This is a genomic window from Mycobacterium sp. ACS4054, assembly GCF_001667275.1.
Lineage (GTDB): Bacteria > Actinomycetota > Actinomycetes > Mycobacteriales > Mycobacteriaceae > Mycobacterium.
Genome location: NZ_LZHV01000031.1, coordinates 128,215 through 152,502, shown reverse-complemented (window position 1 = coordinate 152,502; position 24,288 = coordinate 128,215). Strand labels below are relative to the sequence as shown.

The following is a 24,288-nucleotide window of genomic DNA, read 5'->3' as shown; positions in this document are numbered from 1 at the left end:
GGTGAGCGCCGTGGCCGAGACCGCGCCGCTGCGCGTGCAACTGATCGCCAAGACCGAGTTCCTGGCGCCGCCGGACGTGCCCTGGACCACCGACGCCGACGGCGGGCCGGCGCTGGTGGAGTTCGCCGGCCGGGCCTGCTACCAAAGCTGGTCCAAACCCAATCCCAAGACGGCGACCAATGCCGGCTACCTCAAGCACATCATCGACGTGGGCCATTTCTCGGTGCTCGAACACGCGAACGTGTCGTTCTACATCACCGGCATCTCCCGGTCGCTCACCCACGAGCTGATCCGGCACCGGCATTTCTCCTTCTCCCAGCTGTCGCAGCGCTACGTGCCGGAGGGCGAATCGCACGTCGTGGTGCCCCCGGGCATGGAAGACGACCCCGAGTTGCGACGGATCCTGACCGATGCCGCCGACGCCGGCCGGGCCACCTACGCCGAGCTGCTGGCCAGGCTGGAGGCCAAATTCGCCGACCAGCCCAACGCCATCCTGCGGCGCAAGCAGGCGCGCCAGGCCGCGCGGGCCGTGCTGCCGAACGCGACCGAGACCCGCATCGTCGTGACGGGCAATTACCGCGCCTGGCGGCACTTCATCGCCATGCGCGCCAGCGAGCACGCCGACGTGGAAATCCGGCGGCTGGCCATCGAGTGCCTGCGCCAGCTCTGGAACGCCGCGCCGGCGGTGTTCGCCGACTTCGAGATCTCGACGCTGGCCGACGGGACCGAGGTCGCGACCAGCCCGCTGGCGACCGAGGCCTGATTCGGAGGCGGCCGTGGCAGGCCCGCGCCGCTAGGTAAAAGCCTTGCCGCCGCCAGGTAACCTAAAGACCGTGAGCACCGTCGGATTCGACGCCCCGGCACGGTTGGGAACCGTCCTGACCGCGATGGTGACGCCGTTTGCTCCCGACGGTTCGCTCGACACCGCCGCCGCGGCGCAGTTGGCGAACCACCTGGTAGACGCCGGATGCGACGGCCTGGTGGTCTCCGGAACCACCGGCGAGTCGCCCACCACCACCGACGACGAGAAGCGGGAACTGGTGCGCGTGGTGCTGGAGGCCGTCGGCGACCGCGCGCGCGTCATCGCCGGCGCGGGTACCTATGACACCGCTCACAGCGTCCGCCTGGCAAAGGCCTGCGCGGCGGAGGGCGCGCACGGATTGCTGGTGGTGACGCCCTACTACTCCAAGCCGCCGCAGAGCGGGCTGATCGCGCATTTCACCGCCATCGCCGACGCCACCGGCCTGCCGGTGCTGCTCTACGACATCCCGCCGCGTTCGGTGATACCGATCGAGACTGCGACCATCCGCGCGCTGGCCGCCCACCCCAACATCGTGGGAATCAAGGACGCCAAGGCCGACCTGCACGCCGGCGGCCAGATCATCGCCGAGACCGGGCTGGCCTACTACTCCGGTGACGACGCGCTGAACCTCCCGTGGCTGGCCATGGGCGCCACCGGCTTCATCAGCGTGATCTCCCATCTGGCCGCGGGGCACCTGCGAGAAATGTTGTCCGCCTTCGCTTCCGGCGACATCGCCACCGCGCGGAAGATCAACACGACCGTCGCCCCGCTGTGTGACGCGATGAGCCGGCTGGGCGGCGTCACGTTGTCCAAGGCGGGGCTTCGCCTGCAGGGCATCGAGGTTGGCGATCCCCGCCTGCCGCAAATGCCCGCGACGCCCGAGCAGATCGATGCGCTTGCCGCCGATATGCGCGCGGCGTCGGTGCTCCGATGACCCAAAGGGTGGACCGTAAGTGGATGTAGACCTCGCCCCTCCTGGTCCCTTGGCGAATGGTGGGTTGCGGGTCACCGCGCTGGGCGGTATCAGTGAAATCGGCCGCAACATGACCGTTTTCGAGCATCTCGGCCGGTTGCTGATCATCGACTGCGGGGTGATGTTCCCCACCCACGACGAGCCCGGGGTGGACCTGATCCTGCCGGACCTGCGCCACATCGAAGACCGGCTCGACGACATCGAGGCGCTGGTGCTCACCCATGCGCACGAGGACCACATCGGCGGCATCCCGTTCCTGCTCAAGCTGCGCCCGGACATCCCGGTCGTCGGGTCCAAGTTCACCCTGGCGCTGGTCGCCGCGAAATGCCGTGAGCACCGGCTCAAACCGGTCTTCGTCGAGGTGACCGAGGGGCAGCGCAGCACCCACGGCGTCTTCGAGTGCCAATACTTCGCCGTCAACCACTCCATCCCGGACGCGCTGGCGATCGCCGTCCACACCGGCGCGGGGACCATCCTGCACACCGGCGACATCAAGCTCGACCAGTTGCCCCTGGACGGCCGGCCCACCGACCTGCCCGGCTTGTCCCGCCTCGGGGACGCGGGCGTGGACCTGTTCCTGTGCGACTCGACCAACTCCGAGATCCCCGGCGTGGGGCCGTCGGAAAGCGAGGTGGGTCCGACGCTGCATCGCCTGATCCGCGGCGCCGAGGGCCGCGTCATCGTGGCGTGCTTCGCCTCAAACGTTGACCGCGTGCAGCAGATCATCGACGCCGCAGTCGCGTTGGGCCGGCGCGTCTCGTTCGTCGGGCGCTCGATGGTGCGCAACATGGGCATCGCCCGCGAGCTCGGGTTCCTGCGGGTGGCCGATTCCGACGTGATCGACATCGGCGCGGCCGAGCTGATGCCGCCCGAGCGGGTGGTGCTGATCACCACCGGCACCCAGGGCGAGCCGATGTCGGCGTTGTCGCGGATGTCGCGCGGCGAGCACCGCAGCATCACGCTGACCGCGGGGGACCTCATCGTCCTGGCGTCGTCGCTGATCCCGGGCAACGAGGAGGCGGTCTACGGCGTGATCGACGAGCTCGCCAAGATCGGTGCCCGCGTGGTCACCAATGCCCAAGCCCGCGTGCATGTTTCGGGGCACGCGTACGCCGGCGAGCTGTTGTTCCTCTACAACGGTGTGCGGCCGCGCAATGTGATGCCGGTGCACGGCACCTGGCGAATGCTGCGCGCCAACGCCAAGCTGGCGGCCAGCACCGGGGTGCCCGAGGAGTCAATCCTGTTGGCCGAGAACGGGGTCAGCGTCGACCTGGTCGCCGGCAGGGCGTCGATCGCCGGGGCGGTGCCGGTCGGCAAGATGTTCGTCGACGGGCTGATCAACGGCGACGTCGGGGACATCACGCTGGGCGAGCGGCTCATCCTGTCGTCGGGTTTCGTCGCAGTGACCGTGATCGTCCAGCGCGGCACCGGGCGTCCGGTGGTCGCGCCGCACCTGCACTCGCGGGGGTTCTCCGAGGACCCGAAGGCGCTCGAGCCGGCCGTGCGGCGGGTGGAGGCCGAGCTGGAAGCGCTGGTGGCCGAGAACATCACCGAGCCGGGCCGCATCGCGCAGGCCGTCCGCCGCACCGTGGGCAAGTGGGTGGGCGAGACCTACCGGCGGCAGCCGATGATCGTGCCGACGGTCATCGAGGTCTGAACCGCACCTGGGGTGCGCCCTCCTACAACTTCTCCGCGTAGGCCGACCATTCGATTTGGGAGGCAGCGAGTTTGCGGCCGGTGGGTTCGACGTAGCGCCGGACGAGTTCGTCGGGCCCGGCCTGCTCCAGCAGCCGCCAACCGTATTCCGCGACGAAGGCACCGACGTCCTCGGGCTGTAGGCCGAAGTGCCACAACTGCCGCCGCTGCCGCACGCTGCGGTACAGCGTGCGGGTGCCGTACAGGTTCGTGCCGTCGATGAAATCCCCGCGCACGTAGGTGAATACCAACCGGCTGCCCGGGGCGGCCGCGCGCAACCCCTCCAAGGTCCGTCGGACGGTGGCTTCCGTCAGGTATTGCGTGACGCCCTCGCAGATGAAGAACGCCCGGTAATCGGTGCGGTAGCCGTGCTCGGCCAGGGCGGTCAGCAGGTCGTCGCGCTCCAGGTCCAGCGCCACCTGGCGGACCGACATCGGCGGCCCGCCCAACACCCGCCGGACCGTCTTGACCTTGCGGGCGATGTTGACCGGCAGGTCGACCTCGAAGACCGGGATGCGCACCTGCCGCGTGAGCAGGTAAGCGCGGGTGTCCAACCCGGCGCCGAGGATGACGACCGCGTCGATGCCGTCGAGTGCCTCGGCGAGCTTGTCGCCGATGAAGCGCTTGCGGCAGGCCAGGTTCGCCCACAGCCCGCGGCCGGACCACTCCGATCCGCGGATCATCAAGCGACGCAGCGGCGCGACCCGCGTCGCGGCCACCAGCCAACGCAGCGGCGGCGGCAGAAACAGCTCGGCGAGGTCGTCGTCCACCAGCCGTCGGCCCGGCGGCTCGTTGTGCTCGACGGCCGCCAGGACCATCGGGCCGAAGGCGGTCTGCGCGGCGGGATTTCGTGCCATAAGCCGCTACTTGTTCAAGAAGCCGGCATCGACCGGCAGCGTGACGCCGGTGATGTAGCGGGCCTGGTCGGACACCAGCCACGCCACCGCGTTGGCGACGTCTTCCACATCCAGCACCTCCACCGGCATGGCGTTGCCCATGGCCCCCGGCGTCTCGGTCGCGGCGGCCATCTTCGCCAGCCATTCGCGGGTGAACTCGTTGTTGATCATCGGGGTCTCGACACCGGAAGGATGTATCGAGTTCACCCGAATATACTGCGTCGCAAGCAGATTCGCGTACACCCGCATCAAGCCCACCACGCCATGCTTGGCGGCGGCATAACCGACGGAACCCGCGTCCGGGCTGCCCACGCCGGCCAGGCCGGCGCTCGAACTGATCAGCACGATCGATCCGCCGGTGCCCTGCTTGACCATGGTCGGGATGGCGGCCTTGATGGTGTTGTAGACGCCGGTGAGGTTGACGTCGATGACGTCGCGCCAGCCGTCGTCGCCGGATTGCATCGGGGCGATGCCGGCGTTGGCCACGACGATGTCGAGCCGGCCGAATTCGTCCAGGCCCGCCTGCAGGGCGGCCGACAGCGAGGCCCGGTCGCGGACGTCGCCTCGGGCAGCCACGATCCGCGCGCCGGTGTCCTCGACCAGCTTGACGGTTTGCGCCAGTTCTTCCTCGGTGGCCAGCGGATAGGGGACGCTGGCGATCTGATCACACAGGTCGACCCCGATGATGTCTGCGCCGTCGGAGGCCAGCCGCACCGCGTGCGCGCGACCCTGGCCGCGCGCCACGCCGGTGATGAAGGCGACCTTGCCCTCGAGTGGCCGCCCCATCAGGACCGGATCTGACCCTTGTCCGGGTCGCCCGCGGGCACCGGCTGCAGCATCTTGATGTCCGGCGCCCCGGCCAGGTGGTCGCCGGCCGCGGTGAACATCTTGGTGACGGCGGGCGCGGTGCTGTGGGCCTTGAGCGCCTCGGGGTCGGCCCACTGCTCCACGAAGACGAAGGTCTCGCCCGATTGGTGCAAGGAGTACACCTGGCAGCCCGGTTCGTTGTGCACTTCCTCCACCGCCTGCGTGAGGATGTCGCGGACTGTGTCGACCGATTCGGGTTTGACGGTCAAGGTGGCAACGACGACGACGGGCATGCTGGGGCCTCCTGCGGCTAAGGGGTGGGTGACGCGCATGGCTCTGTTACCTCGGTCACCGGTTGCCACCCTACTCAGGCGGCACCGCGACCCACCCGTCAGATGGGTCACAAGCCCCAATCGTTACCAGTGTGGCGGGTGGTGCAGATGATATCGATGCGACTACCCTGGCCGACATGGCTAACAAGACCGCCACCCGCTCCAAAGCTCGAACGAGCCGGTCAAAGGCCAGTTCGCGAAGCGGGTCGGGTCGCGCGCGGCCGGCGGCCCCCCGCAAGCGGCCGAGCAGGCCCGCCAAGCGGCGTCAGCATTCGCTACTGGTGGCCGCCGGGCTGACCGGCGGCCGCGCCCTGCGCGCCACCTGGCTGATGGCCGCCCGCAGCACCGGGGGGGCGGCCCGGTCGATCGGGCGGGCCCGCGACATCGACCCGGGGCACCGCCGCGACGGGATCGCGCTGATGCTGCTGGGCCTCTCCGTCGTGGTCGCGGCGAGCTCCTGGTTCAGCGCCGCCGGGCCGGTCGGCGCCTGGGTGGACACGCTGTTGCGCACCTTCGTCGGCGCGGGCGTCCTGGCGCTCCCGGTCGTGACCGCCGTGGTGGCGATGGCATTGATGCGCACCCAGCCCAACCCCGACGCGCGCCCCAGGCTGATCCTGGGCGCCACCCTGATCGCGCTGTCCGTGCTGGGCCTGCGCCACCTGTGGTCCGGCTCGCCTGAGGACCCGGAGGCGCGCCGCCGCGCGGCGGGATTCATCGGCTTCGCCATCGGCGGCCCGCTGTCGGACGGGCTGACGGCCTGGATCGCGGCGCCGCTGTTGTTCATCGGCTTCATGTTCGGCCTGCTGCTGCTCACCGGGACCACCATCCGGGAGGTGCCCGACGCGGTCCGCGCCATGGTCGGCGCCCGGCTGCCCGGCGACGACTACGACGAGTACGACGACTACGACGAGTACGCGGATTCCGATGCGGCCGAAGACTTCTACGACGAGAGCGCGCTTCCCGACGATGGGCCGCAGGCCTGGCCGACGGCGGACCCGGCCCCGGCCCTGCGCGACAACGAGGACGACATTCCCACCACGCCGGAACCGGCCATCGGGAAAAGCCGCCGCCGCGAGAAGAAGAAGACCGAGGTGCTGGACCGGGTCGTCGAGGGGCCCTACACCCTGCCCTCGATGGGCCTGCTGATCGCCGGCGACCCGCCCAAGAAGCGCAGCGCCGCCAACAACGTCATGGCCGAGGCCATCGGCGAGGTGCTCACCCAGTTCAAGGTTGACGCGGCGGTCACCGGCTGCACCCGCGGGCCGACGGTCACCCGCTACGAGGTCGAGCTGGGGCCGGGCGTGAAGGTGGAGAAGATCACCGCGCTGCAGAAGAACATCGCCTACGCGGTGGCCACCGAGAGCGTGCGCATGCTGGCCCCGATCCCCGGCAAGTCCGCCGTCGGCATCGAGGTGCCCAACACCGATCGGGAGATGGTGCGGCTGGCCGACGTGCTGACCGCGCCGTCGACCCGGCGCGACCACCACCCGCTGGTGATCGGCCTGGGCAAGGACATCGAGGGCGACTTCATCTCGGCCAACCTGGCCAAGATGCCGCACCTGTTGGTCGCCGGCTCCACCGGTTCGGGGAAGTCCAGCTTCGTCAACTCCATGCTGGTGTCGCTGCTGACCCGGGCCACCCCGGAGGAGGTCAGGATGATCCTGATCGACCCGAAGATGGTGGAGCTCACGCCGTACGAGGGCATCCCGCACCTGATCACCCCCATCATCACCCAGCCGAAGAAGGCGGCGGCCGCGCTCGCGTGGCTGGTCGAGGAGATGGAGCAGCGCTACCAGGACATGCAGGCCTCCCGGGTGCGCCACATCGACGACTTCAACGAGAAGGTCCGGTCGGGCGCCATCACCGCGCCGCTGGGCAGCCAGCGCGAATACCGGCCCTACCCGTACGTGGTGGCGATCGTCGACGAGCTGGCCGACCTGATGATGACCGCGCCCCGCGACGTCGAGGACGCCATCGTGCGGATCACCCAGAAGGCCCGCGCGGCGGGCATCCACCTGGTGCTGGCCACCCAGCGCCCGTCGGTGGACGTGGTCACCGGGCTCATCAAGACCAACGTGCCGTCCCGGCTGGCGTTCGCCACGTCGTCGCTCACCGACAGCCGGGTGATCCTGGACCAGGCCGGCGCGGAGAAGCTGATCGGCATGGGTGACGGCCTGTTCCTGCCGATGGGCGCGAGCAAGCCGCTGCGCCTGCAGGGCGCCTACATCACCGACGAGGAGATCCAGGCTGTTGTCGGGGCGTGCAAAGAGCAGGCCGAGCCCGAGTACACCGAGGGCGTCACCACGGTCAAGCCGGCCGGCGAACGCACCGACGTCGACCCCGACATCGGCGACGACATGGACGTGTTCCTGCAGGCGGTCGAGCTGGTGGTGTCCAGCCAGTTCGGCTCCACCTCGATGCTGCAGCGCAAGCTGCGCGTCGGCTTCGCCAAGGCCGGCCGGCTGATGGACCTGATGGAGACCCGCGGCATCGTCGGGCCCAGCGAGGGATCCAAGGCGCGCGAGGTGCTGGTCAAGCCCGACGAGCTGGCCGGCACGCTGGCCCTGATCCGCGGCGGCGCCGACGCCGACGGCGGCGACCCCGAGGACTGATCCCGGGTCGCCAGGTCGCCGAACGTGAACTGAGGGCGGAATTTCGGCCGATTTTCCGCCCTTAGTTCACGTTCGGCGGTCAGCTGAGTCAGAGCACCAGCAGCATCCGGGAGTTGCCCAGGATGTTGGGCTTGACGTAGCTCAGGTCCAGGAACTCGGCGACACCGATGTCGTAGGAGCGGCACATCTCCTCGAACACCTCGGCGGTCACCGGCGTGCCCTCGATCTCGGTGAAGCCGTGCTTGCCGAAGAACTCCGTCTCGAAGGTCAGCACGAACAGCCGCTTCAGCTGCAGTTCGCGCGCGACCTCGAGCAGCCGGTCGACGATCGCGTGGCCGATGCCGTGGCCGGTCATAGCCGGGTCCACGGCGACCGTGCGGACCTCGCCCAGGTCGGACCACATCACGTGCAGCGCGCCGCACCCGACGACCTTGCCCTCGCATTCGGCCACCCAGAATTCCTGGATGGCCTCGTACAACGTCACCAAATTCTTCTCGAGCAGGATCTTTCCCGCATAGGTGTCGACGAGTTGCTTGATCGCGGGGACATCGGACGTTCGCGCGCGGCGCACCACCGGTCGGTAGTCATGCGAACTTTCGGTCACGGCTAACAGTATCGACATCGGGGACGGGTGCGCTGGTCACCGGTTATTCTGTTGCGGTGTCGGGGCAGCCGCAAACGGGTCCGCTTACGGGGCCACCGGCCCGCGCTCATATCGCAAACCTCGCCAACACCCTGACGTTGCTGCGCCTGGTGCTGGTCCCGATCTTCCTGCTGGCCCTGTTCGCCAAGGACGGTCACGAGATCGCCTTCCGGGTTGTGGCTTTCGTGATCTTCGCGATCGCGTGCATCACCGACCGGCTGGACGGCCTGTTGGCCCGCAACTACGGCATGGCAACCGAATTCGGCGCGTTCGTCGACCCGATCGCGGACAAGACGCTGGTCGGATCGGCGCTGATCGGGCTGTCGATGCTCGGCGACCTGCCCTGGTGGGTCACGGTGCTGATCCTGGCCCGCGAGTTCGGGGTGACCGTGTTGCGGCTGGCCGTGATCCGCCGCGGGGTCATCCCCGCCAGCTGGGGCGGCAAGGTCAAGACCGTCGTCCAGGTGGTGGCGATCGGCTTGTTCATCCTGCCGCTGACCGGGCCGCTGCGGGTCGCGGCCGCGGTGGTGATGGGGGCGGCCATCCTGCTGACGGTCGTCACCGGCATCGACTACGTCGTCTCGACCGTGCGGGAAATACGCCGGACCGCCGACTGAATCTCGGCCGCCGAACGGGAACCAAGACCCCACCGCCGGCGTTTCACGTAATGAGCGCCTGCCGAACGCGGCCGATCACGTGCCGGGCGGGCTGACTGGACGAAGGAGGGCAGAAATGCCGCCATTGGTGCGCGAGGTCATCGGCGACGTGCTGCGCGAGGCCCGCATGACGCAGGGCCGCACGCTGCGCGAGGTGTCCGATTCGGCGCGGGTGAGCCTCGGGTATCTGTCCGAGGTGGAGCGGGGCCGCAAGGAGCCGTCCAGCGAACTGCTCAACGCGATCTGCGAGGCGTTGCAGGTGCCGCTGTCGTCGGTGCTCACCGACGCCGGCGAGCGGATGGCAGGCGTCGAACGGGCTCACGAACACGCCGCGCCCGCCGACGGGCTGCGCGGCCCCAGCATCGACGTCGACACCAAGGTCGTCATCCCGCCGGTCGCCTCCCTGGCGATCGCCTGAGCGCGGGGATCCGGCGTTAGGGGTGGGGCGATGGGCGTCGACCCACTAAATTGAGCGACAAGCGACGGCCCATCCAGGGGCCGTCCGGCCCACAAGAAGCGAAGGCGGAGCTCACTCATGGCCAATCCGTTCGTCAAAGCGTGGAAGTACCTCATGGCGCTGTTCAACGCGAAGATCGACGAGCACGCCGACCCCAAAGTGCAGATTCAGCAGGCCATCGAGGAAGCGCAACGCACGCATCAGGCGCTGACCCAGCAGGCGGCCCAGGTGATCGGCAACCAGCGCCAGCTGGAAATGCGGCTCAACCGGCAACTCGCGGACATCGAAAAGCTCCAGGTCAACGTGCGTCAGGCCCTGACGCTGGCCGACCAGGCCACCGCCTCAGGTGACGCCGCCAAGGCCGCCGAGTACAACAACGCCGCCGAGGCGTTCGCAGCCCAGTTGGTGACCGCCGAGCAGAGCGTCGAGGACCTCAAGACGCTGCACGATCAGGCGCTGAGCGCCGCCGCCCAGGCCAAGAAGGCGGTCGAGCAGAACGCGATGGTGCTGCAGCAGAAGATCGCCGAGCGCACCAAGCTGCTCAGCCAGCTCGAGCAGGCCAAGATGCAGGAGCAGGTGAGCGCCTCGCTGCGGTCGATGAGCGAGATCGCCGCGCCCGGCAACGTGCCCAGCCTCGACGAGGTGCGCGACAAGATCGAGCGCCGCTACGCCAATGCGGTCGGCGCGGCCGAGCTCGCGCAGGGCTCGGTGCAGGGCCGCATGCTCGAGGTCGAACAGGCCGGGGTGCAGATGGCCGGCCACTCCCGGCTCGAGCAGATCCGCGCCTCGATGCGCGGCGAAGCGCTGCCGACCGGTGGCACGCCCGCCGCCGGGGCGACCCCCGCGACCCCCGCTCCCGCCGAGACCACCGGGGGCGCGGTCACGGAGAAACCCTTTGGCCAGTAAGCCGGTGTCGTGTCGGTGAGCGGGACGCAGCGCGGGCTCTGGCGCTCGCTGCTGGGGCGCGGGTTGGCCACCGCCGCCGACCTGTCCGACCTGGTGGCCCAGAAGATCAGTGCCGCAACGGATCCGCGTGCGCGGCTGCTGCGGCGGCAGCGCCGCGCGCTGCGGTGGGGCCTGATATTCGCCGCCGGTTGCGTGTTCTGGGCGGCGGTGACGATACTGCTGGCGGCGTGGGGTTGGTTCGCGCTGCTGCTGGAGATCACCGGCGCCGTCGCGGTCGTGATGGCGATCCCCGCGACGCTGTTGCTGCTGCGCTACCGGTGGTTGCGCGCCGAGCCGTTGCCCACGCCCCGCCCGACGAACGTGCGCCGGCTGCCGCCGCCCGGCTCGGCGGCGCGGCCCGCGATGTACGCGCTGGGCGCTTCCGAACGCGGGTTCCTGTCGCTGTTGAACGTGATCGAGCGGGGCTCGATGTTGCCGACCGCGGAAATCCGCGACCTGACCGCGGCGGCCGACAAGAGCTCGGCGGCCATGGCGGCCACCGCCGCGGAGGTGGTGTCGATGGAGCGGGCGGCCCAGTCCAGCGAATCATCGCGGTCCTACCTCGTGCCCACCATCAACGCGTTCACCGCGCAGCTGAGCGCAGGCGTCCGCCAGTACAACGAGATGGTCACCGCCGCAGCGCAATTGGTGTCCTCGGCCAACGGCGATCAGTTGGCCGCGTCGCAGCGCTACCGCGCCGAGCTGACCGGAGCCACCGACCGCCTGGTCGGCTGGGCGCAGGCCTTCGACGAACTCGGCGGCCTGCGGGGCGCCAGCTAGCCTAGAACGTCGCTTTGAGCGACGGCAGCACCACCGCCGCCAGGCCGCGAACGGTGGCCTTCAACATGTCGAAGAAGTCGAAGTAGTCGCGCCACAACGTGATTCGCCCGTCCTGAACTTCGAACACGCCGCACACCCAGAACTGCAGCCGGACCGGGCCGAAGATCAGGGCGTCGGTGCGCTCGGTGAGCACCGCCCCGCCGTCGGCGGCGATGCGGTGGATCTTCACCTCGAAGGCGGCCCGGCCGTCCATCTGGCGAAACAGCTTCATCGCTCTGGCGCGGCCGTGAATGGTCGGCAACCCCACGTTCTCGTAGACGAGGTTGTCGGCCAGTGCCGCGTCGGCGGTGTCGTAATCCGCGTCCTGCAGGGCGTTCAGGAAACCCTCGACCGTGCGGGTGTTCGCGACGCCTGTCCCAGTCAGCTCGGTCATGAGTGCCAGCGTAGGCGAGCGTCGCGGCCGCGCGCTGTGGCAGGGTAAGGCCGATGCGCGTCGCCGTGGTCGCCGGGCCGGATCCCGGGCACTCGTTTCCGGCGATCGCGCTGTGCCAACGCTTCGCCGAAGCCGGCGACGAGCCCACGCTTTTCACCGGCGACGAGTGGGTCGACCCCGCCCGCGCCGCCGGCATCGGCGCCGCCCCGCTGGACGGCCTGGCAGCCACCGACGATGACGTCGACGCCGGGGCCCGGATTCACCGGCGAGCCGCGCGGATGGCCGTCCTCAACGTGCCGGCGCTGCGCGAGCTGGCGCCCGACCTGGTGGTGTCCGACGTCATCACCGCCGGCGGCGGGATGGCGGCCGAGCTGCTGGGCATCCCGTGGATCGAGCTGAACCCGCACCCGCTGTACCTGCCTTCCAAGGGACTGCCGCCGATCGGCAGCGGACTGGCACCGGGCACCGGCATCCGCGGCCGGCTGCGCGATGCCACCATGCGCGCGCTCACCGCGAGGTCGTGGCGCGCGGGCCTGCGCCAGCGCGCGGCCGTGCGGGTCGAAATCGGATTGCCGGCCCGCGACCCGGGGCCGCTGCGGCGGCTGATCGCCACCCTGCCCGCCCTCGAGGTGCCGCGGCCGGACTGGCCGGCCGAGGCCGTGCTGGTGGGCCCGCTGCACTTCGAACCGACCGATCGCGTGCTGGACATCCCGGCGGGCTCGGGACCCGTCGTGGTGGTGGCGCCGTCGACCGCGTTGACCGGCACCGAGGGGCTGGCCGAGGCCGCGCTGGCGCAGCTGCGACCGGGGGAGACGCTGCCGGCCGGGTCCCGGCTGGTGGTCTCCCGGTTGGGCGGGGCGGAGCTGCGGGTGCCGCCGTGGGCGGTGGTCGGGCTGGGCAGCCAGGCCCAGCTGTTGACCCACGCCGACCTGGTGATCTGCGGCGGCGGGCACGGCATGGTCGCCAAGACGTTGCTGGCGGGGGTGCCGGTGGTGGCGGTGCCCGGCGGCGGCGATCAGTGGGAGATGGCCAACCGGGTGGTCCGCCAGGGCAGCGGACGGCTGATCCGGCCGTTCACAGCCGAGGCGCTGGTGGCCGCGGTGAACGAGGTGCTGTCGTCGCCCCGTTATCGGGCCGCCGCCCAGGCGGCGGCCGCCAGCATCGCCGGCGTGGCCGATCCGGTGCGGGTGTGCCACGAGGCGTTGGCGATGGCGGGATGACGGGGGGAGGGCAACGGCAATGAGGACGATCGCCGCCGGCGGCGTGCTGCTCGCCCTGATGTTCGGCGCGGGCGTCGCGCACGCCGACGCCGGCGATGAGCAGCAGGCGTGCCAGCTGATGGACGACCCGGCGGCCGCCGAGCAGAGTTTGGCTCCGGTCGAATACGCCTTCATGCAGTTGCGCTCGCGGATGTCGGCGCAGCGCGCGCGGACCGTCATCTCCGAGGCCGTCCAGGACTACTGCCCCAACCACCTGGCCGACCTGCCGGCGAGCTGGCGGTGACGCGCGCGGTGTCCGATCGCCGTCCGGTGGGTATCTTGCTGGCGTGCGGCTAACGGAATTCAACGAGCGGGTGGTCCTGCGATTCGGTGCGGCGTACGGGTCTTCGGTGCTGGCGGATCATGTGCTGACCGTGTTCGACGGCCGCACCGCCGCCCAGGCGATCGAGGACGGGGTCGAACCCCGCGACGTGTGGCGGGCCCTGTGCGTCGACTTCGACGTGCCGCGCGAACAGTGGTGAGTGCGCGGCTTATTCGTAGGGCGGGTATTCGTGCTGCCGCAGTAGCTTCGCCAGGTGCACGGCGTTGCGGGCCGCCGTTTCGGTCGTGGCGGCCACCGCCTCCGGCACGTCGTCCAGGTCGTTGAAGTTGGTCCCCTGCATCGCCTCGCCGTTCCAGTAGGTGCAGCCCTGCGCGGGGATCGAGAACCCGATGTCGTTGAGCGCCTGAAACAGGTCGGCGACGATCTTGTGGGCGCCGTCCTCGTTTCCCACGACCGCCGCCAGGGCCACTTTGCCCACCATCCGGGGCCGTCCGGCGTCGTCCTTGTCGGAGATCGCCGCGTCGAGGCGCTCCAGGACGCGCTGCGCGACGCTGGACATGTGGCCGACCCAGGTGGGCGTCGACAGCACGACGATGTCGGCCGCCGTGATCTTCTCCAGCAGCGCCGGCCACTCGTCGCCGGGGCCCATGTCGGCTTCCACGCCGGGCAGCAGCGCCAGGTCCACGCAGCGCACCTTCTCGCCGTCCACGCCCGCGCGGCGCAGTTGGGCGAGCACCTGATCGGCGATCAGCTCGCTGCTCGACGGCTCCGGGCTCTTCTTCAACGAGCAGGTCAGGGCGAGGGCGCGCAGGGAATCTGTGGACATGACGACCGATTACCCCTGCGCGACAAGGGCAAACGACGGCTAGCCCGGCGGCGTCTCGAACACGCAATCGCCGCAGACCGCTCGCCCGGGCAGGCGGTAGAAGAGGCAGCAACTGCGGCGTTTGAAGCCCAGGTCCGCGCCCGTGACGACGCCCGACCCGGCCAGCACGCCGATGCCCAGCAGCGCCCGGGTCGTTTCGGCGATCCGCGGGCCCAGGTCGGGCCGCGCCGCCAGCAGCGCCCGGGCGGCCCCGGCGAGCGCGGACGCGATGTTGCCCGCGAGCAGGGCGGGCGCCAGCCCCACCCGCAGGCCGGCGGCGAGCGGTTCCAGGTGGTCGCGCACGACCACCCGGTACAGCGCGTCGGGGGAGGCGGCCGGGATCCCGACGGGCGCGGGCAAGCGCAGCGGCGCCCCGTCGTCGGCGCGCTGCAGGGCGCCCAGGTCCGGGACGACACCGTGGCCGACGGCGCAGGCGAGCACGGGTGACCACAGCCGGCTGGCGTGGCCGAGATGAACCAGCGAGGCGGCGACCCGCCGGTCCGTCGTGTGATAGCGCCGGGCGGTGGCGTCAACCAGGTCGGTGAAGCCGTCGGCGTAGGACTGCCCGACCGGGTGCCATCCGGCCGCCGCGCCACCCACGGTCAACGCGAAAAACCCTCCGTAGGAAGCGATTTCGGCCAGCTCGGCGGAGATGTCCATGTGTGCGCCTCGTAAGGGGGGGATCCGCCCCGGTTGTCGGGCTCCCGGGTGCGGCGTCCCGGATGTGCCCCGTCGGCCCTTTCGGGGGCAGATGTTGCCACACGCGATTACCGGGGTTCGGCGTGTCCGCTTGAATCGAACAAGTGTTCGTCTACTGTGGGAAACGTTCGGTGAGTCAACTTGTCGGTGGCCTTCTCTACTGTCACGGCCAACCGACCGACACCGGTCACCGAACACAACGAACCATAGGAGAGGCACCATGGCGCAAGCCCCCGACCGCGAGAAGGCTCTCGACCTGGCGATGGCCCAGATCGAAAAGAGCTACGGCAAAGGCTCGGTGATGCGACTCGGCGACGAGACGCGTCAGCCGATCTCGATCATCCCGACCGGATCCATCGCCCTGGACGTGGCCCTGGGCATCGGCGGCCTGCCCCGCGGCCGGGTGGTGGAGATCTACGGCCCGGAATCCTCGGGTAAGACCACCGTCGCCCTGCACGCCGTGGCCAACGCCCAGGCCGCCGGCGGCGTCGCGGCCTTCATCGACGCCGAGCACGCCCTGGATCCGGAGTACGCCAAGAAGCTAGGCGTGGACACCGATTCCCTGCTGGTCAGCCAGCCCGACACGGGGGAGCAGGCCCTGGAGATCGCCGACATGCTGATCCGTTCCGGCGCCCTGGACATCCTGGTCATCGACTCGGTGGCGGCGCTGGTGCCGCGCGCGGAGCTCGAGGGCGAGATGGGGGACAGCCACGTCGGGCTGCAGGCCCGGCTGATGAGCCAGGCGCTGCGGAAAATGACTGGCGCGCTGAACAATTCGGGCACCACCGCGATCTTCATCAACCAGCTGCGCGAGAAGATCGGGGTGATGTTCGGCAGCCCCGAAACCACCACCGGTGGAAAGGCATTGAAGTTCTACGCGTCGGTGCGCATGGACGTGCGCCGGATCGAGACGCTCAAGGACGGCACCAACGCGGTCGGCAACCGCACCCGGGTCAAGATCGTCAAGAACAAGGTGGCGCCGCCCTTCAAGCAGGCCGAGTTCGACATCCTCTACGGCCAGGGGATCAGCAAGGAAGGCTCGCTGATCGACATGGGTGTGGAGCAGGGCTTCATCCGCAAGTCCGGCTCCTGGTTCACCTACGAGGGCGAGCAGCTCGGCCAGGGCAAGGAGAACGCCCGCACCTTCCTGATGGAAAACGACGAGGTCGCCAACGAGATCGAGAAGAAGATCAAGGAAAAGCTCGGCATCGGCGCGGTCGTGACCGATGGCTTGTCCGATGACAGCGTCCTGCCCGCCCCCGTCGATTTCTGAGCCCTCCCGCGAGGAGCAGGCGCGGACGCTGTGCCTGCGTCTGCTCACCGCGAGAGCGCGCACCCGGTCCGAGCTGCACGGCCAACTGGCCAAGCGTGGCTACCCCGAGGACGTCAGCGCTTCGGTGCTCGACCGGCTCGCCGCGGTCGGCCTGGTCGATGACACCGACTTCGCTCAACAGTGGGTGCGGTCGCGCCGGGCGACGGCCGGCAAAAGCAGGCGGGCGCTGGCCGCCGAGCTGCGCACCAAGGGGGTCGACCGGGAGGTCATCGCCGCGGCGCTCTCGGACATCGACGCCGGCGCCGAACGGGACCGGGCCGAGCAGTTGGTGCGGACCAAGCTGCGGCGGGAGGCGCTCGACGGCGACGACGCGCGGGTGACCCGCCGACTGGTCGGGATGCTGGCGCGGCGCGGCTACAGCCAGAATCTGGCGTGCGAGGTCGTCCTCGCCGAGCTGGCCGCCGAACGGGAGCGCCGCCGAGTCTAGGCCGGTGACGTGCGGTTTCTCGCGTGCCGACCGCTCGCCGTACCATGGCCCCGTGACTTCGACGCTGGCTCCCGCGCGCACCTACCAGGTGCGCACCTACGGCTGCCAGATGAACGTCCATGATTCCGAGCGGTTGGCGGGGCTGCTGGAAGCGGCCGGCTACCAGCGGGCGCCCGAGGGGGCCGACGCCGACGTGGTCGTCTTCAACACGTGCGCGGTGCGCGAGAACGCCGACAACAAGCTGTACGGCAACCTCAGCCACCTGGCCCCGCGCAAGCGCGGCAATCCCGAGATGCAGATCGCGGTCGGCGGGTGTCTGGCCCAGAAGGACCGGCACGCCCTGCTGCGCAAGGCGCCGTGGGTCGACGTCGTCTTCGGCACGCACAACATCGGGTCGCTGCCCACGCTGCTCGAACGGGCCCGGCACAACCGGGCCGCCCAGGTGGAGATCGCCGAGTCGCTGCAGGAGTTTCCGTCCTCGCTGCCGAGCGCCCGCGAATCCGCCTACGCCGCTTGGGTTTCCGTCTCGGTCGGGTGCAACAACAGCTGCACGTTCTGCATCGTCCCGTCGCTGCGCGGCAAGGAGGTCGACCGCAGCCCGGCGGACGTCCTGGCCGAGGTGCGGGCGCTGGTGGACGACGGCGTGCTCGAAGTCACGCTGCTGGGCCAGAACGTCAACGCCTACGGCGTGTCATTCGCCGACCCGGCGCTGCCCCGCGATCGCGGCGCGTTCGCGCGGCTGCTGCGGGCGTGCGGGGACGTCGACGGGCTGGAGCGGGTGCGGTTCACCTCCCCGCATCCGGCCGAATTCACCGACGACGTCATCGAGGCGATGGCGCAGACGCCGAATGTCTGCCCCGCGCTGCACATGCCGCTGCAGTCGGGCTCCGACCGGGTGCTGCGCGCGATGCGGCGCTCCTACCGCGCCGAGCGGTACCTCGGCATCATCGACCGGGTGCGCGCGGCCATGCCGCACGCCGCCATCACCACCGACCTGATCGTCGGCTTCCCCGGTGAGACGGAAGAGGACTTCGCCGCCACGCTGGACGTGGTGCGGCAGGCGCGGTTCGCGGCCGCCTTCACCTTCCAGTACTCCAAGCGGCCCGGCACCCCGGCCGCCGAACTCGACGGGCAGCTGCCGAAAGCCGTTGTGCAGGAACGCTACGAGCGGCTGGTCGAGCTGCAGGAGCAGATCTCGCTGGAGGGTAATCTCGCGCTGGTCGGCCAGACCGTGGAATTGCTGGTCGCCGCCGGCGAGGGGCGCAAGGACAGCCGCACGGCGCGGATGACCGGCCGCGCCCGCGACGGCCGCCTGGTGCACTTCAGCGCCGACGACACGGTGCGACCCGGTGACGTCGTCACGGCGGTGGTCACCCAGGCCGCCCCGCACCACCTGATCGCCGACGCCGGCATCCTCAGCCACCGCCGCACCCGCGCGGGCGACGCGCACGCCACGGGCCAGCGCCCGCGCGGCATCGGCCTGGGCATACCCGCCGTCGGACCGCCCACCGACCCCGCCGAACCGATAGAACCCCTGGGATGTGCCCGATGAACGAAGAACACCCCGACCTCGACGCCCTGCGAACCGAGATCGAGGCCGCCGAGCGCCGGGTGGCGCGCGGATTCGACCCGGGCCCACGCGGTTTCGTGGTGGCGATCCTGGTCTTCGTGCTGCTGGGGTCGTTCATCCTGCCGCACACCGGCGCCGTCCGCGGCTGGGACGTGTTGTTCAGCAGCCATGGGGCCGGCGCGGCCGCGGTGGCGCTGCCGTCGCGGGTATTCGCCTGGCTGGCCCTGGTGTTCGGCGTCGGGTTCTCGATGCTGGCGCTGGTGACGCGGCGCTGGGCGCTGGCCTGGACCGCGCTGGCGGGTTCCGCCCTCGCCGGCGCCGCTGGGCTGTTGGCGATCTGGTCGCGCCAGACGGTGTCCGCCGGCCATCCCGGTCCCGGGGTCGGCCTGATCGCGGCCTGGATCGTCGTCCTTGCGCTGACCTACCAGTGGGCGCGGGTGGTGTGGTCGCGCACCATCGTGCAGCTCGCCGCCGAGGAGCAGCGGCGCCGGGTCGCGGCGCAGCAGCAGTCGAGGACGCTGCTCGACAGCCTGGACGACGACACGGCCAAGCCGGCGCCCCCGGACCCCGACGCCTAGGGCTTACGGGTCAACGCCTCGGCGGCGGCCTGCGCCCACTGCCGCCACTGTTCGGCGTTCGCCTTGGCCTCTTGCGCCTCCTTGGTGCGACCGGCCGCCTCGGCCTTCTGGGCCTGCTGCTCGTACTGTTCGGCGCGAACGCGGAACTGCTCGGCGCGCGCCTGCGCCTGCGGATCCGACCAATCGGCCTCGCCCGCGTCGCGCACCTTCTTCTCGACCGCCCGCAGCCGGCGTTCCAATTCGGCGGACCGTTCCCGCGGCACCTTGCCGATCGCGTCCCACCTCTCGGCGATCGAGCGCAGCGCCGCCCGGGCCGCGTCGTGGTTGCTGGTGTCGATCTTTTCCGCCTCGGCCAGCAGCGCCTCCTTGGCGGTGGCGTTGGCCCGCAACTCGGCGTCCTTCTCCGCCGTCGCCGCGTTGCGGGCCGTGAAGAACACGTCCTGGGCCGCCTTGAACCGCCGCCACAGGGCGTCGTCGACGTCCCGGGCCGCGCGCCCGGCCGCCTTCCACTCCGTGAGCAGCTTGCGGAACTCGGCGCTGGTGGCGGTCCAGTCCGTCGAATCGGACAACTCCTCGGCGCGTTCGCAGAGCCGCTCCTTGGCCTGGCGCACGCCCACGCGTTCCCGGTCCAGTTCGGCGAAATGGGAGCCGCGCCGGCGGTTGAAGGCCTCCCGGGCCGCCGAATAGCGCTTCCACAGCGCGTCGTCGACCTTGCGGTCCAGGCCGCTGATGGTCTTCCACTCGTCGAGGATGGCCCGCAGCCGGTCGCCGGCGGCCTTCCACTGCGTCGAGTTGGCGGCCAACTCCTCGGCCTCGGCGGCCAGCGCCTCCTTGCGCGCGGTCTGGGTGGCGCGAAGCTCGTCGCGGCGCGAACGCTCCTCGGCGACGGCGGCCTCGGCCTGCTCGACGAGGCTGCTCAGCCGGCCGGCCAGCGCGTCCAAGTCGCCCAGCACGGCCGCGGTTGGCAACGATTCGGCCAGCTCGGAGGCGTGGGCTTTGATCTTGCGGACGTCACCGGTTCCCGCCGCGAGCCGCTCCTCCATCAGCGTGACCTCGGTGCTCAGGTCGTCGAAGCGGCGGCCGAAGTGGGCGAAAGCGGCTTCCCGGTCACCGGCCTGCCACGAGCCGACGATGCGCTCGCCGCCGGCGGTGATCAGCCAGACCGTGCCGTCGTCGTCGACGCGCCCGAACTGGTGCGGATTGCTGCGCGGGGGCGGCGGCACCGGGTGGGCGGTGGGTCGCGGGGAGCTCGACGGCCGGGGACCGGGACGCGGTCCCGGGCGGGGCACCGGGCGCGAAACCGGTTGGGGCGCCGACCCAGCCGGGTCTTCGCCGCGGGGTTCGTCTGCCGTCATGCGCTCGTCACCTACCCTTCGCGCGGTCGAGATTCCGCGCACCTGCCGCGCGTAGCGGCACCGTCTGCTGCACCCGTCGGTCGGCCGGCTCGGCCCTTCCCAACAGCTGCTCAACAGTATTCAAGCAGCTTGGCGGCCCACGCGCCGCCACCCTGATGATCCCGCGCAAGATGCCTCGGCGCGCACGCATCGGGTGTCAGTGGTCCGTCCCCGGCCTGGGCTGAACCGAAGGTTGCCCACAGCCGTTGCATAGCTTGATCGCGTATCAACTAAAGGATGATTTTGTCGGCGAGCAGCAGCGTGGGCAACGTCATACAGTTGTTGCTGAACTGATCGCAAATTTTGCGTGTATTTGCCGGAGCCCCAGGGAAAGCTGGTCGGGGCAATCATGAGGTGAGGGGTCCGCTCATGTCGAAAGTTGACGTCGCTGCGTTGATCGCGTTGTGCGCGGCGTTGGCATCCGCGATCGGCGACGTGATCCGTCAGCGCTCGGCACAGGAGATCACCGACAAGGAGGTCGGCCACCTCGAGCTGTTCCGGATGTCGCTGCGGGACACCCGCTGGTGGCTGGGAGGCCTGGCGGCCATCGTCAACTACAGCCTGCAGGCCGGGGCCCTCGCCTGGGGCTCGGTGGTGCTGGTGACCGCGTTGCAGGTCACCGCCCTGCTGTTCGCCCTGCCGATCTACGCGCGCCTGACCAAGCGTCCCGTGACCCGCTGGGAGTGGGTGTGGGCGGTCGTGTTGGCCGGCGCGTTGGCGGTGGTCATCATCGTCGGCGACCCGGCCTCCGGCAACCAGCGCGCCTCGGTCGAAACGTGGGCCATCGTGGCCGCGGTGATGGTGCCGCTGCTGGTCGCGTGCGTGGTCGCCGCGCGGATCTGGAAGGGCAGCCCGATCGCGGCCGCGCTGCTCGCGGTGGTGGCGGGCTCGGCGCTCGCGCTGTTCGCGGTGCTCACCAAGGGCATCGTCGAGGTGGGCGAGGAGGGCCCGTTGGCGGTCGTGAGCGCACCCGAGTTCGTCCCGTGGCTGTTGCTGGCGCTGACCGGGATGATCTTCCAGCAGTCGGCGTTCCGCGCCGGCGCGCTGACGGCGTCCATGCCGACGATGACGGTGGCCAAGCCCGTCGTGGCCGGTTTGCTGGGCATCTTCGTGCTCGGCGAAACGCTGAACGCCGACGGGCCGAAGGCCATCCTGCTGGTTGCCGCGATCGCGGTGGTGATCGTCGCGACCGTCATGCTGGCCCGCGGCGAGGCCGCCACCATGGTCGCGGAGGTCGGGCGAGACGACGGGAGCCTGGCCGACCCTTTTAGCGATCCGGTCTTGGCGGCGACGGCCGAGGCCTGACCGCATCGCGACGGCAAAACGTTAGTTTGGTGGCGTGCTCAGCGGCATCGCGATCGTTCCGTCGACCCCGCTGCTGGTGCCCGAGCTCGCCGGAGCGGCCGCCGCGGAGGTGACCGACCTGGCGGCCGCGGTGCTGGCGGCCGCCGCCTTCCTGCCCGCGCGCTGGGCCGTCGTCGGGACCGGCGAGCGTGACCAATTCTGGGGCCCCGCCACGGCCGGGACGTTCGCGGGCTTCGGGGCGGACGTCGGGGTGCGGCTTTCCCCGCGGGCCCACCCCGAACCGCCCGCCGATCTGCCCGTGTGCGCGTTGCTGGCCGGCTGGGTCCGGGGCCAGGTCCGGCCCGACGCGACCGCCGAGGCCCGGATCTACGCGGCCGGTCTTGACGCGGGCACCGCGCTGGCCCGGTGCCGCGACCTGCGTGCCGAGATCGACCGGGCGCCGGAGCCGATCGGGGTGCTGGTGGTGGCCGACGGCGCGAACACCCTGACACCGGCCGCCCCCGGCGGCTACGACCCGGCCAACGCCGACGCGCAGCTGGCCCTCGAAGATGCGCTGGCAACCGGCGACATCGCCGCCCTGACGCGGCTGCCGCGACAGATCCTCGGGCGCGTGGCCTTTCAGGTGCTCGCGGGCCTGGCCGAGCCCGGGCCGCGGTCGGCCAAGGAGTTCTACCGCGGTGCGCCCTACGGCGTGGGCTACTTCGCGGGCGCCTGGCAGCCCTGAGGTGGCCGTGCGACCACTGGCGATCATCGGCCCCACCGGCACCGGCAAGTCGCAGCTGGCGCTCGACGTGGCCGAACGGCTCGACCCCGGCGCCGAAATCGTGAACGCCGATGCGATGCAGCTGTATCGCGGGATGGACATCGGCACCGCGAAGTTGCCCGCCGACCAGCGCCGCGGCGTCCCGCACCACCAGCTCGACGTCCTCGACGTCACCGAGACCGCGACCGTTGCCCGCTACCAGAGCGCCGCCGCCGCGGACATCGAGGCGATCGCGGCCCGCGGCGCGGTGCCCATCATCGTGGGCGGGTCCATGCTCTACGTGCAATCCCTGCTCGACGGCTGGTCGTTCCCGGCCACCGATCCCGCCGTGCGGGCGCGCTGGGAACAGCGGCTGGCCGAGGTGGGGGTAGGCGGGCTGCACGCCGAGCTGGCGCGGCGCGACCCCGCCGCGGCCGCGGCCATCCTGCCCACCGACGCTCGGCGGACCGTGCGGGCGCTCGAGGTAATCGAGCTGACCGGCCGGCCGTTCGCCGCGTCCGCACCCCGCATCGGTTCCCCGAGATGGGGCACCGCGATTGTCGGCCTCGATTGCGAGACAACGGTTCTCGACGAGCGGCTGGCCCGGCGCACCGACGACATGTTCGACCGGGGCCTGGTCGACGAGGTGCTCGCGCTGCTGGACGCGGGGCTGCGCGACGGCGTGACCGCGTCGCGGGCCCTGGGCTACGCGCAGGTGATCGCGGCGCTCGACGCCGGCGGCGGCGCCGATCGACTGCGCGACGCGCGGGAGCTGACCTACGTGGGCACCCGGCGCTACGTGCGGCGGCAGCGGTCGTGGTTCCGCCGCGACCACCGGGTGAATTGGCTGGACGCGGCGGACCCGGCCACGCTCGTCGACGGGGCCCTGCGGGCGTGGGGCCACGTATCCTGAGCACGTGAGATTCACCAAAGGCCACGGCACGGAGAACGACTTCGTGCTGCTGCCGGACGCGCAGGCCACGCTCGATCTCACCCCCGCCCGGGTCGCCGCCCTGTGTGACCGGCGGCGCGGATTGGGCGCCGACGGCGTGCTTCGGGTCACCACCGCGGGCGCCGCCCTGTCGGCCGGCGTGCTCGACCGGCTGCCCGACGGCGTGGCCTCGGCCGACTGGTACATGGACTACCGCAACGCCGACGGTTCCATCGCCCAGATGTGCGGCAACGGGGTCCGGGTGTTCGCCCACTACCTGCGGGCCAGCGGCATGGAGGCCCGCGACGAGTTCGTCGTCGGATCGCCGGCCGGCGCCCGACCGATCACGGTGCACGGTGCCGACGCGACCCGCGCCGACATCACCGTCGACATGGGCAAGGCCAACACGCTCGGCGGCGGAAGCGCCGTGGTGGGCGGCCGCCGGTTCTCCGGCCTGGCCGTCGACGTCGGCAATCCCCACCTGGCCTGTGTGGACCCCGGCCTGACCGCCGAGGAGCTGGCCCGCCTCGACGTGGCGGCCCCGGTGGACTTCGACCACGCCCAGTTCCCGGAGGGGGTCAACATCGAAGTTCTCACCGCGCCGACCGATGGCGCGGTGCGCATGCGGGTACACGAGCGGGGCGTGGGCGAGACCCGATCCTGCGGCACCGGCACGGTCGCGGCCACCGTGGCCGCGCTGGCGGCCGGCGGGGCGGCCACCGGCACGCTGACGGTGCGGGTGCCCGGCGGCGAGGTCGTCGTCACCGTCACCGACGCCACCAGCTACCTGCGGGGGCCGTCGGTATTGGTCGCGCACGGGGAGGTCAGCGGGGAATGGTGGAACGCGCAGGAGCGTTAATTCGAGTGCACG

The 24,288-nt window shown here is 70.8% G+C and carries 26 protein-coding genes and 1 pseudogene; 19 read left to right on the top strand and 8 right to left on the bottom strand.

Going from position 1 to position 24,288, the window contains the following annotated elements; genetic code table 11:
* Positions 1-10: 10 nt before the first annotated feature.
* The 3 genes from thyX to A5730_RS06860 all read left to right on the top strand — a co-directional run bounded on the left by thyX (position 11) and on the right by A5730_RS06860 (position 3,432).
* Positions 11-763, top strand: a complete 753-nt coding sequence (gene thyX / locus A5730_RS06870) for an FAD-dependent thymidylate synthase (protein WP_067897535.1) — start codon at positions 11-13, stop codon at positions 761-763.
* 70 nt (positions 764-833) lie between these two features.
* Entirely contained in the window at positions 834-1,736 is a 903-nt protein-coding gene (gene dapA / locus A5730_RS06865; RefSeq protein WP_067897360.1) for a 4-hydroxy-tetrahydrodipicolinate synthase, read from the top strand.
* A gap of 19 nt (positions 1,737-1,755) precedes the next feature.
* Positions 1,756-3,432 (top strand): ribonuclease J, encoded by a 1,677-nt coding sequence (locus A5730_RS06860; protein ID WP_067897357.1) that lies wholly within the window; start codon positions 1,756-1,758, stop codon positions 3,430-3,432.
* Positions 3,433-3,454: 22 nt separating this feature from the next.
* On the opposite strand, the gene A5730_RS06855 is transcribed toward A5730_RS06860, so the two are convergent.
* Genes A5730_RS06855 through A5730_RS06845 form a run of 3 tightly spaced genes read right to left on the bottom strand, consistent with a single transcriptional unit; the run spans position 3,455 to position 5,466 of the window.
* Complete coding sequence (locus A5730_RS06855; protein WP_067897354.1) at positions 3,455-4,327, bottom strand: SAM-dependent methyltransferase; 873 nt, start codon at positions 4,325-4,327, stop codon at positions 3,455-3,457.
* A gap of 6 nt (positions 4,328-4,333) precedes the next feature.
* Positions 4,334-5,155 carry a mycofactocin-coupled SDR family oxidoreductase gene (locus A5730_RS06850; protein WP_067897531.1) on the bottom strand — a complete coding sequence of 274 codons (822 nt, stop codon included), beginning with the start codon at positions 5,153-5,155 and terminating at the stop codon, positions 4,334-4,336.
* Positions 5,152-5,466 (bottom strand): putative quinol monooxygenase, encoded by a 315-nt coding sequence (locus tag A5730_RS06845; RefSeq protein WP_067897351.1) that lies wholly within the window; start codon positions 5,464-5,466, stop codon positions 5,152-5,154. The genes A5730_RS06850 and A5730_RS06845 overlap by 4 nt, the downstream gene beginning before the upstream one ends.
* On the opposite strand from A5730_RS06845, the pseudogene A5730_RS06840 reads away from it, so the two are divergent.
* Positions 5,465-8,117: pseudogene (locus tag A5730_RS06840) on the top strand (DNA translocase FtsK 4TM domain-containing protein). The gene A5730_RS06845 and the pseudogene A5730_RS06840 overlap by 2 nt on opposite strands.
* Positions 8,118-8,205: 88 nt before the next feature.
* Here A5730_RS06840 and A5730_RS06835 read toward each other — a convergent pair.
* Positions 8,206-8,721 (bottom strand): amino-acid N-acetyltransferase, encoded by a 516-nt coding sequence (locus A5730_RS06835; RefSeq protein WP_197506175.1) that lies wholly within the window; start codon positions 8,719-8,721, stop codon positions 8,206-8,208.
* Between the two features lie 56 nt (positions 8,722-8,777).
* Here A5730_RS06835 and pgsA point away from each other — a divergent pair, with 56 nt between their 5' ends.
* The 4 genes from pgsA (at position 8,778) to A5730_RS06815 (ending at position 11,598) form a co-directional block, all read left to right on the top strand.
* Positions 8,778-9,377: a CDP-diacylglycerol--glycerol-3-phosphate 3-phosphatidyltransferase gene (gene pgsA, locus A5730_RS06830; RefSeq protein WP_067897345.1), complete on the top strand. Its 600-nt coding sequence runs from the start codon at positions 8,778-8,780 to the stop codon at positions 9,375-9,377.
* 115 nt (positions 9,378-9,492) lie between these two features.
* Positions 9,493-9,834: a transcriptional regulator ClgR gene (clgR, locus tag A5730_RS06825; protein WP_067897342.1), complete on the top strand. Its 342-nt coding sequence runs from the start codon at positions 9,493-9,495 to the stop codon at positions 9,832-9,834.
* Positions 9,835-9,951: 117 nt separating this feature from the next.
* A complete protein-coding gene (pspA, locus tag A5730_RS06820; protein WP_055405297.1) occupies positions 9,952-10,779 on the top strand; it encodes a phage shock protein PspA in 828 nt (275 codons plus the stop codon).
* 9 nt (positions 10,780-10,788) lie between these two features.
* Positions 10,789-11,598: a hypothetical protein gene (locus A5730_RS06815; protein WP_067897339.1), complete on the top strand. Its 810-nt coding sequence runs from the start codon at positions 10,789-10,791 to the stop codon at positions 11,596-11,598.
* A gap of 1 nt (position 11,599) precedes the next feature.
* Here A5730_RS06815 and A5730_RS06810 read toward each other — a convergent pair whose 3' ends face one another.
* On the bottom strand, positions 11,600-12,031 hold the full coding sequence (locus A5730_RS06810) for a limonene-1,2-epoxide hydrolase family protein (RefSeq protein ID WP_055405295.1): 432 nt from the start codon (positions 12,029-12,031) through the stop codon (positions 11,600-11,602).
* A gap of 53 nt (positions 12,032-12,084) precedes the next feature.
* On the opposite strand from A5730_RS06810, the gene A5730_RS06805 reads away from it, so the two are divergent.
* From A5730_RS06805 to A5730_RS06795, 3 genes are read left to right on the top strand one after another with little or no spacing between them, the layout of a single operon-like run.
* On the top strand, positions 12,085-13,251 hold the full coding sequence (locus A5730_RS06805) for a glycosyltransferase (RefSeq protein ID WP_067897337.1): 1,167 nt from the start codon (positions 12,085-12,087) through the stop codon (positions 13,249-13,251).
* Positions 13,252-13,270: 19 nt separating this feature from the next.
* Positions 13,271-13,534 carry a DUF732 domain-containing protein gene (locus tag A5730_RS06800; RefSeq protein ID WP_067897334.1) on the top strand — a complete coding sequence of 88 codons (264 nt, stop codon included), beginning with the start codon at positions 13,271-13,273 and terminating at the stop codon, positions 13,532-13,534.
* A 43-nt stretch (positions 13,535-13,577) separates the two neighbouring features.
* Entirely contained in the window at positions 13,578-13,772 is a 195-nt protein-coding gene (locus A5730_RS06795; RefSeq protein ID WP_055405292.1) for a DUF3046 domain-containing protein, read from the top strand.
* A gap of 9 nt (positions 13,773-13,781) precedes the next feature.
* Here A5730_RS06795 and A5730_RS06790 read toward each other — a convergent pair whose 3' ends face one another.
* Positions 13,782-14,399, bottom strand: coding sequence for a flavodoxin family protein (locus A5730_RS06790; RefSeq protein ID WP_055405291.1), 618 nt, complete (start codon positions 14,397-14,399; stop codon positions 13,782-13,784).
* A 39-nt stretch (positions 14,400-14,438) separates the two neighbouring features.
* Positions 14,439-15,098 (bottom strand): (2Fe-2S)-binding protein, encoded by a 660-nt coding sequence (locus tag A5730_RS06785; RefSeq protein WP_067897331.1) that lies wholly within the window; start codon positions 15,096-15,098, stop codon positions 14,439-14,441.
* A gap of 259 nt (positions 15,099-15,357) precedes the next feature.
* On the opposite strand from A5730_RS06785, the gene recA reads away from it, so the two are divergent.
* Genes recA through A5730_RS06765 form a run of 4 tightly spaced genes read left to right on the top strand, consistent with a single transcriptional unit; the run spans position 15,358 to position 19,045 of the window.
* Positions 15,358-16,410, top strand: a complete 1,053-nt coding sequence (gene recA, locus A5730_RS06780; RefSeq protein ID WP_067815356.1) for a recombinase RecA — start codon at positions 15,358-15,360, stop codon at positions 16,408-16,410.
* Positions 16,376-16,897: a recombination regulator RecX gene (gene recX / locus A5730_RS06775; RefSeq protein WP_067897329.1), complete on the top strand. Its 522-nt coding sequence runs from the start codon at positions 16,376-16,378 to the stop codon at positions 16,895-16,897. The genes recA and recX overlap by 35 nt, the downstream gene beginning before the upstream one ends.
* Positions 16,898-16,949: 52 nt before the next feature.
* Complete coding sequence (gene miaB / locus A5730_RS06770; protein WP_255384665.1) at positions 16,950-18,449, top strand: tRNA (N6-isopentenyl adenosine(37)-C2)-methylthiotransferase MiaB; 1,500 nt, start codon at positions 16,950-16,952, stop codon at positions 18,447-18,449.
* Positions 18,446-19,045 (top strand): hypothetical protein, encoded by a 600-nt coding sequence (locus A5730_RS06765; RefSeq protein WP_067897325.1) that lies wholly within the window; start codon positions 18,446-18,448, stop codon positions 19,043-19,045. The genes miaB and A5730_RS06765 overlap by 4 nt, the downstream gene beginning before the upstream one ends.
* On the opposite strand, the gene A5730_RS06760 is transcribed toward A5730_RS06765, so the two are convergent.
* Complete coding sequence (locus A5730_RS06760; RefSeq protein WP_067897322.1) at positions 19,042-20,400, bottom strand: DUF349 domain-containing protein; 1,359 nt, start codon at positions 20,398-20,400, stop codon at positions 19,042-19,044. The two genes, A5730_RS06765 and A5730_RS06760, sit on opposite strands and share 4 nt — an antisense overlap.
* Positions 20,401-20,808: 408 nt before the next feature.
* On the opposite strand from A5730_RS06760, the gene A5730_RS06755 reads away from it, so the two are divergent.
* Genes A5730_RS06755 through dapF form a run of 4 tightly spaced genes read left to right on the top strand, consistent with a single transcriptional unit; the run spans position 20,809 to position 24,276 of the window.
* Positions 20,809-21,744 carry a DMT family transporter gene (locus A5730_RS06755; protein WP_067897319.1) on the top strand — a complete coding sequence of 312 codons (936 nt, stop codon included), beginning with the start codon at positions 20,809-20,811 and terminating at the stop codon, positions 21,742-21,744.
* 34 nt (positions 21,745-21,778) lie between these two features.
* Complete coding sequence (locus A5730_RS06750; protein WP_067897316.1) at positions 21,779-22,468, top strand: hypothetical protein; 690 nt, start codon at positions 21,779-21,781, stop codon at positions 22,466-22,468.
* A gap of 7 nt (positions 22,469-22,475) precedes the next feature.
* Positions 22,476-23,399: a tRNA (adenosine(37)-N6)-dimethylallyltransferase MiaA gene (gene miaA, locus A5730_RS06745; RefSeq protein ID WP_067897525.1), complete on the top strand. Its 924-nt coding sequence runs from the start codon at positions 22,476-22,478 to the stop codon at positions 23,397-23,399.
* 4 nt (positions 23,400-23,403) lie between these two features.
* Positions 23,404-24,276 (top strand): diaminopimelate epimerase, encoded by an 873-nt coding sequence (gene dapF / locus A5730_RS06740; RefSeq protein ID WP_067897312.1) that lies wholly within the window; start codon positions 23,404-23,406, stop codon positions 24,274-24,276.
* Positions 24,277-24,288 lie beyond the last annotated feature (12 nt).